Origin of the sequence: Arthrobacter sp. AFG7.2, from assembly GCF_002892835.1 — a bacterium.
Taxonomy (GTDB): Bacteria; Actinomycetota; Actinomycetes; order Actinomycetales; family Micrococcaceae; genus Arthrobacter.
In genome coordinates this window covers 339658-351799 of sequence record NZ_PJMB01000004.1, presented here as the reverse complement: position 1 = coordinate 351799, position 12142 = coordinate 339658, and the positions used below count along the sequence as shown (strand labels likewise).

General features: G+C 65.2%; 11 protein-coding genes. 3 read left to right on the top strand and 8 right to left on the bottom strand.

Annotated elements, in window-relative coordinates; all coding sequences use genetic code 11:
- Nucleotides 1–79: 79 nt before the first annotated feature.
- Both CXX84_RS10025 and CXX84_RS10020 read right to left on the bottom strand, forming a co-directional pair.
- The gene (locus CXX84_RS10025; RefSeq protein ID WP_102976548.1) at nt 80–688 is read right to left on the bottom strand and encodes a TetR/AcrR family transcriptional regulator; all 609 of its coding nucleotides are present in this window, start codon (nt 686–688) and stop codon (nt 80–82) included.
- Nucleotides 689–826: 138 nt separating this feature from the next.
- A complete protein-coding gene (locus tag CXX84_RS10020) occupies nt 827–2116 on the bottom strand; it encodes an MFS transporter (RefSeq protein WP_102976547.1) in 1290 nt (429 codons plus the stop codon).
- Between the two features lie 118 nt (nt 2117–2234).
- Between CXX84_RS10020 and rraA the strand changes: the two genes are divergently transcribed.
- The 3 genes from rraA (at nt 2235) to CXX84_RS10005 (ending at nt 4805) form a co-directional block, all read left to right on the top strand.
- Entirely contained in the window at nt 2235–2732 is a 498-nt protein-coding gene (gene rraA, locus CXX84_RS10015; RefSeq protein WP_102976631.1) for a ribonuclease E activity regulator RraA, read from the top strand.
- A 172-nt stretch (nt 2733–2904) separates the two neighbouring features.
- On the top strand, nt 2905–4341 hold the full coding sequence (locus CXX84_RS10010) for a sugar porter family MFS transporter (RefSeq protein ID WP_102976546.1): 1437 nt from the start codon (nt 2905–2907) through the stop codon (nt 4339–4341).
- 179 nt (nt 4342–4520) lie between these two features.
- Nucleotides 4521–4805, top strand: coding sequence for a hypothetical protein (locus CXX84_RS10005; RefSeq protein WP_146031864.1), 285 nt, complete (start codon nt 4521–4523; stop codon nt 4803–4805).
- Here CXX84_RS10005 and CXX84_RS10000 read toward each other — a convergent pair.
- The 6 genes from CXX84_RS10000 to CXX84_RS09975 all read right to left on the bottom strand — a co-directional run bounded on the left by CXX84_RS10000 (nt 4793) and on the right by CXX84_RS09975 (nt 12063).
- Nucleotides 4793–5551, bottom strand: a complete 759-nt coding sequence (locus CXX84_RS10000; protein ID WP_102976544.1) for an ABC transporter ATP-binding protein — start codon at nt 5549–5551, stop codon at nt 4793–4795. The genes CXX84_RS10005 and CXX84_RS10000 overlap by 13 nt on opposite strands.
- A gap of 34 nt (nt 5552–5585) precedes the next feature.
- Nucleotides 5586–6623, bottom strand: a complete 1038-nt coding sequence (locus tag CXX84_RS09995) for an iron chelate uptake ABC transporter family permease subunit (protein WP_102976543.1) — start codon at nt 6621–6623, stop codon at nt 5586–5588.
- Nucleotides 6616–7623 carry an ABC transporter permease gene (locus CXX84_RS09990; RefSeq protein ID WP_102976542.1) on the bottom strand — a complete coding sequence of 336 codons (1008 nt, stop codon included), beginning with the start codon at nt 7621–7623 and terminating at the stop codon, nt 6616–6618. The genes CXX84_RS09995 and CXX84_RS09990 overlap by 8 nt, the downstream gene beginning before the upstream one ends.
- A gap of 24 nt (nt 7624–7647) precedes the next feature.
- Nucleotides 7648–8595, bottom strand: coding sequence for a siderophore ABC transporter substrate-binding protein (locus CXX84_RS09985; protein ID WP_102976541.1), 948 nt, complete (start codon nt 8593–8595; stop codon nt 7648–7650).
- A 205-nt stretch (nt 8596–8800) separates the two neighbouring features.
- On the bottom strand, nt 8801–9964 hold the full coding sequence (locus CXX84_RS09980) for a mannitol-1-phosphate 5-dehydrogenase (RefSeq protein WP_102976540.1): 1164 nt from the start codon (nt 9962–9964) through the stop codon (nt 8801–8803).
- Nucleotides 9964–12063: a PTS mannitol transporter subunit IICBA gene (locus CXX84_RS09975; RefSeq protein ID WP_102976539.1), complete on the bottom strand. Its 2100-nt coding sequence runs from the start codon at nt 12061–12063 to the stop codon at nt 9964–9966. Before CXX84_RS09975 ends, CXX84_RS09980 begins: the two co-directional genes overlap by 1 nt.
- Nucleotides 12064–12142 lie beyond the last annotated feature (79 nt).

The following is a 12142-nucleotide window of genomic DNA, read 5'->3' as shown; positions in this document are numbered from 1 at the left end:
AAAGTAGGGTTCTTTGGCGGCTTTTGTGTCCTACATCACGCAAATAAGCCTGATGTAAACCCGGATTGGTCTAGACCTGTTACGCGCTTTTATGAAGTGTGTACCGGGATCCGCCGGGCCCCGAGAGGAGGGCACAGGCCTTTTTCAGGTCTTCCTCCGCATCAAAGAGTGACAGCCGGCGGTTCCGGACGGACTGGACGAGACCAGTGGTGGCAACCAGGAGCACCCGTGCGGCGGTGGGATCACCACAGACCGCAGTCACCGCCTTCTCGGCCAGCACATCAATGTCCCGCAGCAGTTCGGTGGTATCCCTGTCCGGGAGATAGATCCCCCGGCTAAGGCAATGCTCCACCGCGGGTTGCATCACGCGCATGTGGAAAATCTCCATCAGCAGCCCGGCGAGTGCCCTGTCCCGGAAGCGCGCGCTCGTTGTCCGTGCGCCGCCTTGAAGCTCCTCCAGCTGGTGCCGGTAGAGCGCGAGCATCAGGTGCGTGGAGGAAGGAAAGTACCGGTAGACAGTTCCCAAGGGCACATCAGCCTTGACTGCAACTTCAGCAAGGTCCACCGACTCCATGCCCTTGCGCGCAAACCCTCCTGCAGCTTCCAGGATCTTGGTATAGCGCTGCCACTGGCGCGGCGCGGAGGGCCTGACGGCCATGGGCGGATGGTCTGAAGTGGTCTCGGGCATCAATATTCCGGGGTTGTGTTCCTGTGGTGCGTCAGCCACGGATATTCCCAACATGACCGCCCGCACATCCGGGTCAACTATACGGCACGGCGGTGTGACGTAATTAGTCAGCTGCCTTAGTTCTGCCCTTCGGCACAGTCAGCGGACACCCTTGATCTTCACCACGAACACAGCGCCGAGCAGTCCAATGACCGCGGCAATCAGGAACAGGGAGCGATACCCGCCCCACTGCGTTACAGCCACGAAAGCCAGCGTCGGGGCCACCACCTGCGGCAGTGAATTGGCCACATTGATGATGCCCATGTCCTTGCCGCGGTCCGCCGCCAGGGGCAGGACTTGCGTCAGCAGTGCGAAGTCCACCGCCAGGTACGCCCCAAACCCGATCCCCAGCACGGCGGCGCCTGCAAGGGCTCCAGGCCACACCGGGAAGAAGGCCATGATTATTCCCGCCCCGGCGATGGTGGCCGAGGATCCAATCACGAACGGCTTGCGCCTGCCCACCCTGTCACTCCATGGTCCGGCCAGCACCGCCGTGATCATCACCATCACGGCGTAGGTCCCGGTGAGGACCAGCACGCCGGCAGCAGGGTCCTCATGCTTGAGGATGTCGCGAAGGAAAAAGAGCAGGTAGACGATGGTCAGCTGGTTGCCAACGTTCACCAGGAAGCGCGTCAGGCATGCCCAGGCGAAATCCGGATACAGCCGCGGACTGAGCCAGAACCCCCGGAGGAACACCCACGGCCGGAACCGGGGCAGCACGCCCTTGTGGAGCACGGGGTCGTCCCGGTGGATGAGGTATGGGACCACGGAAAGGAGAAGTGCGGCGGCGCAGAGCCAGTAACCAACCATGAAGTTGCCGGACACCACGGCACCGAAGACGGCGCCGGTGAGGATCCCCAGCGTTTGGCCCATGGCCGCCAGCCCGCCCACCTTCCCCCGCTGCGGCAGGGGCACCCGGTCCGGAACAGCTGCGGTGATGGCAGCGTAGGCGGCGTTTGCCCCCAATTGCACCACGCACCAGAACAGCACCATCAGGGCCACACTGGTGGCCCCGGACATGGCCAGGAGGGCCGCCGAGGCCAGCACAGCCCCCGCGAGCACCCAGGGCGACCGGCGGCCAAGGCTGGACGTTGTGCGGTCCGAGAGGGCGCCGAAAAGGGGGTTGGCCACCAGGGAAACCGCGGCCCCGCAGGCCGTCGCAAGGGATAGGATCGCTTCCTTGCTGGCTTCATCGAAGCTGATGGCCTGCTGCCCAATGAAGATATTGATGGGGCCGAAGAAGGCGGCGTTGATGCCCACGTTCACCAGGACCAGCCCCGTGACCCACCGGGCGGTGACCTTCCGCGTCGGTTCGGCGAGCGCCGCCGTCGGACCGTCCGGCTGAACGGCACCGCGCTCAAGGGGTGCGGGTGTATCGGACAGACTCATGGCGTACTCCCCCGCTGCGACGAAATGGCGATGCAGTCAGACTATCGTGGGCGTTACCGCACCGCCGGGTAAGACGGCGGCCGGCACCAACACGGTCCTGAACATCGAGGAGAACCACATGAGCGCAGCGTCCACCCCGGCCGACAGCACCGCCGTCAACACCGCGGATTTGTACGACGAGCGCGGCGATGAACTGGCGTCGGTGGCGCTGCAGTTCCAGTCCCTCGGCGGCCGCTCGCACTTCAGCGGCCAGGCACGGACCATCCGCTGCTTCCAGGACAACGCCCTGGTGAAGTCCACGCTGGCTACGCCCGGCAACGGCAACGTGCTGGTGGTGGACGGCGGCGGCTCCCTTGGCACCGCCCTCATGGGGGACATGATCGCCGAAAGCGCCGTGGCGAATGGCTGGGCCGGCGTCGTGATCAATGGAGCAATCCGTGACCGTGAAGCCATTGCCGCGCTGGACCTGGGTGTGAAGGCCCTGGGCAGCAACCCCCGCAAGAGCGCCAAGGCAGGCGCCGGCGAAGTTGGCGTGGACGTGGAGATCGACGGCGTGACCATCCGCACCGGAGCCATGATCTGGTGCGACCCGGACGGGATCCTCGTGGAGCGGTAGCCCCCGTACCCGCGGCTGGGGGACGATTTCCGGCCGGTCCCGCCGGATGCTCAACTGGAACAGGGCACGGTGGCATGGAACACTGTGTAACGCGTGTGCGCCGGCCAGGGGCCGGTTCCGCAGCCGACGACGTCCGCACCGCATCCACACATACCCAGACCAAGGGAGAACCATGCCCACTGCACAGGAGCAGACAACCGCCCGGATACCGCAGCGGGTGATCTGGCTGGCGCTCGCGGGTGCCGTGGGCGGATTCCTGTTCGGGTTCGACTCCTCCGTGGTCAACGGCGCCGTGGATGCCATGAAGGACGAGTTCGCGCTGTCCGAAGCCGTGACCGGCTTCGCCGTGGCCATCGCACTGCTGGGCTGCGCCGCAGGCGCCTACCTCGCGGGCAAGGTGGCCGACCATTACGGACGCATCCCCGCCATGAAACTGGGCGCGCTGCTCTTCCTGGTCAGCGCCCTGGGTACCGGCTTCGCGTTCGGCGTATGGGACCTGATCTTCTGGCGCCTGGTGGGCGGCCTGGGCATCGGCCTCGCGTCAGTCATTGCGCCCGCCTACATTTCGGAGATTTCGCCGCGGCATGTCCGTGGGCGGCTCGCATCGCTGCAGCAGCTGGCCATCACCACCGGTATCTTCGCGGCGCTGCTGTCAGACGCGCTGCTGGCCACCAGCGCCGGCGGCGCCGGCGAGGCCTACTGGCTGGGAATCGAGGCCTGGCGCTGGATGTTCCTGGCCGCTGCCCTGCCCGCCGTGGTGTACGGCTGGATCGCCTTCACCCTTCCCGAATCCCCGCGCTTCCTGGTGTTCCAGGGCAAGGAAGAGGAAGCCCGGAAGGTCTTCAACTCCATCGTTCCCGCAGAGGAGACGGACCGGCACATCCGGGAAATCCGCGACGCCATCGAGGAGGACAAACTGGCCGGCCAGAAGGGTTCCGTGCGCGGCAAGACCTTCGGCCTGCAGGCCGTGGTGTGGGTGGGCATCATCCTGTCCGTCCTGCAGCAGTTCGTGGGCATCAACGTGATCTTCTACTACTCCACCACCCTCTGGAAGGCTGTCGGCTTCCAGGAGAAGGACTCCCTCACCATCTCCGTGGCGACCTCCGTCACCAATATCCTGGTCACCCTGGTGGCCATCGCCCTGGTGGACCGCATCGGACGCAGGCCCATCCTGCTGGCCGGCTCCGTAGGAATGGCCATATCCCTGGCTGCCATGGCCGTGGCCTTCTCCACCGCTGTGGGCTCCGGTTCCGAGATCTCCCTTCCCGGCGCCTGGGGTCCGGTGGCGCTGGTGGCGGCAAACGTTTTTGTTGTCAGCTTCGGCGCGTCCTGGGGCCCCTTGGTGTGGGTCCTGCTTGGCGAGATCTTCCCGTCCCGGATCCGCGCCCGGGCCCTTGGCCTTGCTGCGGCCGCACAGTGGGTGGCGAACTTCGCCATCACGCTCAGCTTCCCGGTCATGGCTGCCGGTTCGCTCCCGCTGACGTACGCCATGTACGCACTGTTCGCGGCGGCGTCGTTCTTCTTCGTTATGTTCAAGGTGCCGGAGACCAACGGGATGTCACTGGAGCAGGCCGAAACGCTGTTCGTGCGCAAGGGCTCCGCCGCCTGACCCAACGCTCCATCACGTTCCGCAGCTCAACCGCAAACCCTTCCTCACGTTCTTCTTGTGCGGGAGGGTTTGTCTTTGCGACGGGACTCGCCGACAGCCCGGTTCTGCGCCCTTGTGGTCCATCGCGCCCCGTGTTTGGCTGGGAGCTCAGTGAATCAACGACGTGGGGGAGGTCCAGCATGGATCAGAAGACAGTGGCGGGGTTGCCGAGGACCACTTTGCGGGCAGGAATCATTCTTGGTGCCGTCGGCGCCCTCTCAGTGATCCTGGCACCCCAGATCTTCCAGTCACTGCAGCTGGGCCCGGCCTATTCCCAGGCTGTTGGCACCGTCCTGCAGCTGGCTTTCCAGCTGGTCACCCTGTTCTTTATGCCGCTGTCCGCCGCGTTGATAGCCGCCTCCCTGGTGATGCGCTACCTTTCCGCAGTGTTGACGGGAACGGCGGCCACCGGTCAGGCGAAGTAGACGCCTATCCGGTTGCCGTCGATGTCCTCGATGCGGATGTCGATGTCGTACACGTCCCGGAGCATGGCCTGCTGCATGATCTGCCGCGGGCTTCCCTGGTGGACCAGCCGCCCGTCCTTCATGGCCAGGATGGTGTCCGAGTAGCAGGACGCAAAGTTGATGTCATGGACCACCAGGACGATCGTCTTGCCGAACTCGTCAGCAAGCCGGCGCAGGAGCCGCATCATTTCCACCGAGTGTTTCATGTCCAGGTTGTTCAGCGGCTCATCGAGCAGCAGGTACCGGGTGTCCTGTGCGAGAACCATGGCGATGAAGGCCCGCTGGCGCTGCCCGCCGGAGAGTTCGTCAACGAACTTGTCCGCCATGGGTGTCAGGTCCAGGTGCGCGATGGCTTCCTCCACCTTCGCCAGGTCCTCCACCGTGGGCCGCCCGCCGGAGTGGGGAAAGCGGCCAAAAGCCACAAGGTCCCGGACAGTCAGCCGCATGGTCAGGTGGTTCTCCTGCCGCAGGATGGCCATGGTCCGGGCAAGTTCCCTGCTGTCCGTGGCTGCGACGTCCAGGCCTGCAACGGAGACAGCACCTTCCTCGAGCGGCTGGAGCCGGCTGATCAGGGACAGCAAAGTGGATTTGCCCGCCCCGTTAGGGCCGATGATGGAGGTGATCCCGCCTGCGGGGATGACGCAGCTGACGTCGTCGAGAACAGCCTGCCCGCCGTAGCTCTTGGAGACGTTCCGGACCTCAATCATGGCCGGGTGCCCGACGCGCCGGGAAGTGGACGGGTCATTTGAGGGAGCCTTTCAGGAGAAGGTAGAGGAACAGGATGCCGCCCGTAAATTCGATGACCACGCTGAGGGCTGTACTGAAGCCAAAGACCTGCTCGAGGACCAGTTGCCCGCCCACCAGGGCGACGGCGCCGATCAGCACCACGATGGGCAGAAGCCAGGCATGGCTAAAGCCGCGGCACAGCTGGTAGCCCAGGCTCACCACCAGCAGCCCGAAGAACGTCACAGGGCCCACCAGCGCAGTGGATACCGCCACCAGCAGCGAACATCCCAGAAGGACCCGCATCACCACTTTCCGGTGGTCGACGCCCACGTTGATGGCCACGTCACGCCCCAGCGCCAGGACATCCAGGGTGTGCCGCATCCGCCAGACGACAGCACAGACAACAGCAATGATGACCGTCGAGGCGCCCAGCAGCGCCGGGTCCACGTTGTTGAAGCTCGCGAAGAACAGGTCCTGGAGGATGATGAACTCGCTGGGTTCCATGAGCCGCTGCAGCAGGGAGGACAGGCCGCGGAACAGGCTGCCAAGAATCACACCCACCAGCAGGAGCAGGTGAAGGGACCGGGTAGCCCCCGTGAACATCCAGCGGTACAGCAGTGCACTGAAAGCCACCATCAGCAGCACTTCGATGCCGAACTGCAGCGTGGGCGGGGCGGCCACCACGGCGGCTGCCCCGAGGGTAAACGCCAGGACGGTCTGCACCAGGATGTACAGCGAATCGAACCCCATGATGGACGGCGTCAGGATGCGGTTGGCGGTGACGGTCTGGAACAGCAGCGTGGATACGCCGACGGCGACGGCCACCAGCAGCATCGCAGCCACCTTGATGGCGCGGCGCGGCAGGATGTAGCCCACGTTGCCTGTCAGGTCGAAGAACAGGAAGAAGAGGACGACGGCGACAGTCACCGCGAGCAGGATGCCGGCCACCAGGCGGGGGGAGGCGTTGCGGACGGCGGCTTTCAGCCTCCGTGGCGTTGCTGCCCGCCCTTTCGCAGGGTTCTTTACCGGCAGGAGCGTGGTGCTGTCAGGCATTGCGTTTCCTCAGGATCAGGACGAGGAAAAGGACAGCGCCCAGCACGGACATGACCATTCCCACCGGGACCTCGTAGGGGTAGCGGATGGTGCGCCCGATGATGTCGCAGACCAGGACGAAGGCGGCCCCGAAGAGCGCGGTCCAGGGAACGGCACGGCGGAGGTTGTCTCCGAAGATCAGGGAGACAATGTTCGGGACCACCAGCCCCAGGAAGGGCACGGCCCCCACGGTGGTTACCACCACGGCCGAGATCAGCGAGACGATGACCAGCCCCAGCCGCATGGTCCGGGCGTAGTTCAGCCCGAGGTTGGTGGTGAAGTCCTGGCCCATTCCGGCGACGGTAAAGCGGTCCGCGGCCAGCAGTCCCAGCAGCATCAGGCCGGCGACAATCCACAGCAGTTCGTACCGGCCGCGGAGGACGCCGGAGAAATCGCCGATCATCCAGTTGCTGAGGGTCTGCAGCAGGTCGTAGCGGTAGGCGAAGAAGGTGGTGACGGCGGCGATCACCCCGCCCAGCATGATGCCCACCAGCGGGATGAGCAGAGTGTTGCGTGCGGGGAGCCGCCTCAGGATGGCCAGAAAGAGCGCCGTTCCCAGCAGCGCAAAGGCACTCGCCACCAGCATCTTCACCAGCACCGGGGCCTGCGGGGCGAAAACCGTGACCGCCAGGATCCCCAGGGCTGCGGACTCGACAGTTCCCACCGTGGAAGGCTCCACGAAGCGGTTCCTGGCCATGAGCTGCATGATCAGGCCTGCGACTGCCACGGCCATTCCCGCCAGCAGTACCGCGAGCGTCCGTGGAACCCGGGAAATCCAAAAGATGTCCAGGGTGCCAGGGTCTGCTGACAGCAAGGCCGGCAGGGAGACGTCGCTGACGCCCACGAACATGCTGGCGGCTGCGAGGGCAAGGACTGCAACTGCGGCGGCAGCCAGGCCGGCACTGTGGCGGGCCTGGCTGCGCAGTGCCGGCGCAAGGGGGCGCACGGCGGTGGCGGTCATGGGTTTGGAGCCTGGCGCGCGGTGCTAGGCCACGGAGGTGGCCACGGCGTCAACCATCGCCTTGACGTTGTTCAGGCCGTAGCCCACGATGTACCAGCCTGCGGGGTCAAGGTTCATGACCTTGTTGTTCTTCGCGGCATTGGTGGACTGGACGAGTTCGTTGTCCAGGATGGGGTTGGCGGCGGTGCCTTCGGTGCCCACCGCGGTATCGCGGTTGATGACATACAGGATGTCCGGGTTGACCTGCTTGATGTACTCGAAGGACACAGCTTCGCCATGGCTGCCCTCAACCTTGACGTCGGCTGCGGTGGGGACGCCCAGGACGTCGTGGATGATGCCGAACCGGGAACCCGCGCCGTAGGCGGTAACCTCGCCGCCTGAGGTCAGGACAATGAGGCCTTTGCCGGCGCCGGCAGCCTTGGCCTTCGTTTCAGCGACCGTGGTGTCCACGGCGGCGAGCTTCCCGTCGACGTCCGCCGACTTGTCGAAAATGGTCCCCAGCTTCCGGGTTTGCTCCTTGAAGCTTTCCATCGGCTGGGCGGCATCGATGGAAAGGTCGATGGTGGGGGCGATCTTGCTCAGTTCCTCATAGGCTCCGGCGGTACGGCCGGAAATGATGATGAGGTCCGGGTCGCCGGCGCTGACGGCCTCGAAGTCAGGCTCCTTCAGCGAACCGATCTTGTTGTACTTAGCGTCCGCGTACTTGCTGAGCGCCTCCGGGTAGGTGGCTTCCGGCACGCCTGCAGGCTCAACGCCCAGGGCGTCCATGGTGTCCAGGACACCGAGGTCGAACGTGAAGACCTTCTCCGGATTGACGGGGACGTTGGCAGTGCTGCCCTGTGCGTGCTCCACGGTGATGGTGGTTGCTTCGTCGGCGGGAGTCGCCGTCGCGCTTCCTCCGCATGCGGTGACGGTCAGAAGCGCCGCTCCCGCCGCCAGTGCCCCCAGGTAGCTCGACAGCCTCTTCTTCACGTTGATCTCCGCTCGGGTAATACGTCACAACTTCGTTGCCTAATGGTCCAGAGCCTATAAGTAAGGGAAGGCTAACTTCAAAACGGAAGTGACACTATCCGGCCTTTAGTGAGTAAGATCACACAGCACGACGCCGGCACTCAGGTGAGTGCCGGCGTCGTGATTGCAGGAGGGTTGCGGAAAAGGCGCAGGATCTGCGCGGGCGTCAGGCGGGGGTTTGGGCGAGTTCCGCCTGGCGTTCCTCCACCAGAGTGGAGACGGCGTTGAACAGCGGGTGCGCGGGCTCCAGTCCTGTGATCCTCGCCGTGGCATCGGCCGGGCCGGCCGCTGCGAGGATCCCAGCCAGTTCGGTTGCCTCCGCATCGGCGGGGTCGTTGAAGCGCAGCGCAGCGGCGATGGCGCCCAGGAGCGCCTCCGGAACAACTCCGCGTTCGGCGAGTTCCGCTGCCGGCCCGATGAACCGCTCGTGCCGGCTCAGCTTCCGCAGCGGCGCGCGGCCCACCCGGTTGACGGTGTCGGGCAGGTACGGGTTGGAGAACCGGACCAGGATCTTCTGGACGTAGGCTTCCTGCTCGTCGTTGCTGAAGCCATGCTTGGACACCAGGAGCTGTTTGGTCTCCTCCAGCACGGCCCGGACGTCCTCCGCCACGTCCTGGTCCGCCATGGCCTCGGAAATCTTCTCCAGGCCCGCCTCGAACCCGAAGTACGCGGCCGACGCGTGGCCGGTGTTCACCGTGAACAACTTCCGCTCGATGTACGGCGAGAGGTCATCTACAAACGTGGCACCTGGGATCTCCGGGGCGGCGCCCGCGAAGGCCGTCCGGTCAATGACCCATTCGTAGAACGTTTCCACGGTGACGTCCAGGCCCTGCCCTGGTTCCTGGTTGGGCACGATCCGGTCCACTGCAGTGTTGGCGAACACCGCGCGTCCCTCCAGTGCACCGCCGGCGGCCTCCGGGCGGGAGGCCACTTCCTGGGCAAGGATGTCCGTGGCGTTGATCGCGTTCTCGCAGGCCATTACCTGCAGCGCTGCCAGGCCGGCCTCCCTGGCAGCGATCCCCCTGGCGATGACAGCCGCCAGGAACTTGAGGATGTGCGGGCCCACAGCGGTGGTGACAATGTCCGCCGTCGCAATCTCTGCGATGAGCTCCGCTTCCTGGGTGGTGGAGTTCAGCGCCCGGAAGTTGTTGACCGTCCGGACGGCAGGGTTCTCCCCCACCTCGTGCACCGCGTAGCTGTCCGCCGCCGCGAGCTGCGTGATGAGTTCCTCGGCAACGTCCGCGAACACCACCTCGTACCCGGCGTCGTGCAGGAGCAGGCCCACAAAGCCCCGGCCGATGTTCCCGGCCCCGAAATGAACAGCCTTCACTATGCGTTGACCTTCCCGAAGAGATCCAGGACTTCATCCACGGAAGTGGCCGCCTCCAGCCGGGCAACCTGCTCCTTGCTGGTGAAGACCTTCGCGATGGAGGACAGGATGTGCAGGTGCTCGTTGTTGACGCCTGCCACGCCCACCACGAACTTAACCTGCTTGCCGTTCCAGTCAATGCCCTCCGGGTAGCGGATCACGGACACCGCGGACTTCCGGATGTGGTCCTTGGCGGCGTTGGTGCCGTGCGGAATGGCCAGGAAGCTGCCCATGTAGGTGGACACTGATTCCTCGCGCTCGTGCATGGCTGCAATGTAGCCCTCGTCCACCGCGCCGCGCGCCAGCAGCAGCCGGCCCGCCTCGTCGATGGCGGCGTCACGGGTAGTGGCCGAGCCGTCCAGCACCACGCTCTCGCGGGCGAGGATCTCAGGGGTTCCGGATGCGGGTTCGGCGCCGGGGCTTGCGTCCACCGGCGCGTCAGCAGCGTGGGCGCCCCGTGTAGCGGCACCGGCTCCGGCCGCAGCCGCTGCCGTCGTTCCTGCTGCTGTGGCTCCGCCGGGGGTCCCGGCGTCCGGTTCGGTGCCTGGCATTGTTCCGCCGTCGGTGTTGCTTTCCCGCACCAGTTCCACAATCTCGTCGTAGCGCGGGCTGCTCATGAAGTTGTCCACGGAGTAGTGCGCGGCGCTGGCCGTGGCCGGCTTGGCACGCTCGGTCAGGTCCTGGTGCGTGATCACCACGTCGTACTCGTCGCGCAGGTTGGCGATGGAGGCGTTGGTGACCTTCACGTCCGGGAAGCCGGCCGCCTTGATCTTATTGCGGAGCACCGAGGCGCCCATGGCACTGGAGCCCATGCCGGCGTCGCACGCGAACACGATGTTCCGTACCGGACCGGCGAGGACACCAACGCCGCCGCCTGCGGCAGCCGCACCGGCGCCGGCACCGGTCAAGGTGGAGGATACAGAGCTCTTCTTGCCCTTCATCTGCTCCATCTTTGAGGTGGCGTCGTTGAGGTCTCCCTCATCGCTGTGCTTGGTGGTCTTCATGATGATGGAGGCCACCACGAAGGATGCCGCCGTCGCCAGCAGGACCGCGAGGATCACTCCGAGGTAGCTGTCCCGGGAGGTCTGGGCGAGCACGGCGAAAATGGAGCCGGGTGCGGCCGGCGCCACCAGGCCCGAGTTGGTGATGGCCAGGGTGGCGATGCCCGTCATGCCGCCGGCGATGGCAGCGAGGATGAGCAGCGGGCGCATCAAAACGTAGGGGAAGTAGATCTCGTGAATGCCGCCCAGGAAGTGGATGATGGCGGCACCGGGAGCGGATGCCTTGGCGGCGCCGCGGCCAAAGAACATGTAGGCGAGCAGGATGCCGAAGCCCGGTCCGGGGTTGGCCTCAAGCAGGAACAGGATGGATTTGCCCTGCTCCAGCGACTGCTGGACGCCGAGCGGGGTGAGCACGCCGTGGTTGATGGCGTTGTTGAGGAAGAGCACCTTGGCGGGTTCAATGAAGATGCTGGTGAGGGGCAGCAGGCCGTTGTCCACCAGGAACTGCACTACGTTGCCGGCACCTGTGCTGAACGCGGAAACCAGGGGGGCGATGCCGTAGAAACCCAGCATCGCCAGCAAGGCGCCCCAAATGCCGGCGGAGAAGTTGTTGACCAGCATCTCGAAGCCGGGGCGGATCTTGCCGTCCCAGATCGAGTCGATCTTCTTCATGGTCCAGCCGCCCAGTGGGCCCATGATCATGGCGCCGATGAACATGGGGATGCCGGCACCCACGATCACACCCATGGTGCCGATGGCGCCCACCACACCGCCGCGGACGTCGTAGACCATCCTGCCGCCGGTGTAGGCGATCAGCAGCGGCAGCAGGTAGTTGATCATTGGGCCCACCAGCCCGGTGTTTGCCACACCGTCCGTCTCGCCGAAGCCGCCCAGCTGCGGAACAGGGAACCAGCCCTTCTCGATAAACAGCGCGGTGATGAGCCCCCAGGCAATAAAGGCACCGATATTGGGCATGATCATGCCGGACAGGAACGTCCCGAACTTTTGCACGTGCACCCTCGCGCTCGTGCGGGGTTTTGCAACTGTCTCTGTTGCCATGTGATTTCCTAACCGTCATTCCTGCGGCTTCGCAGGATGTTCCGATACTTACGACGACGTTCTGCCGGGTCCTGCGTTG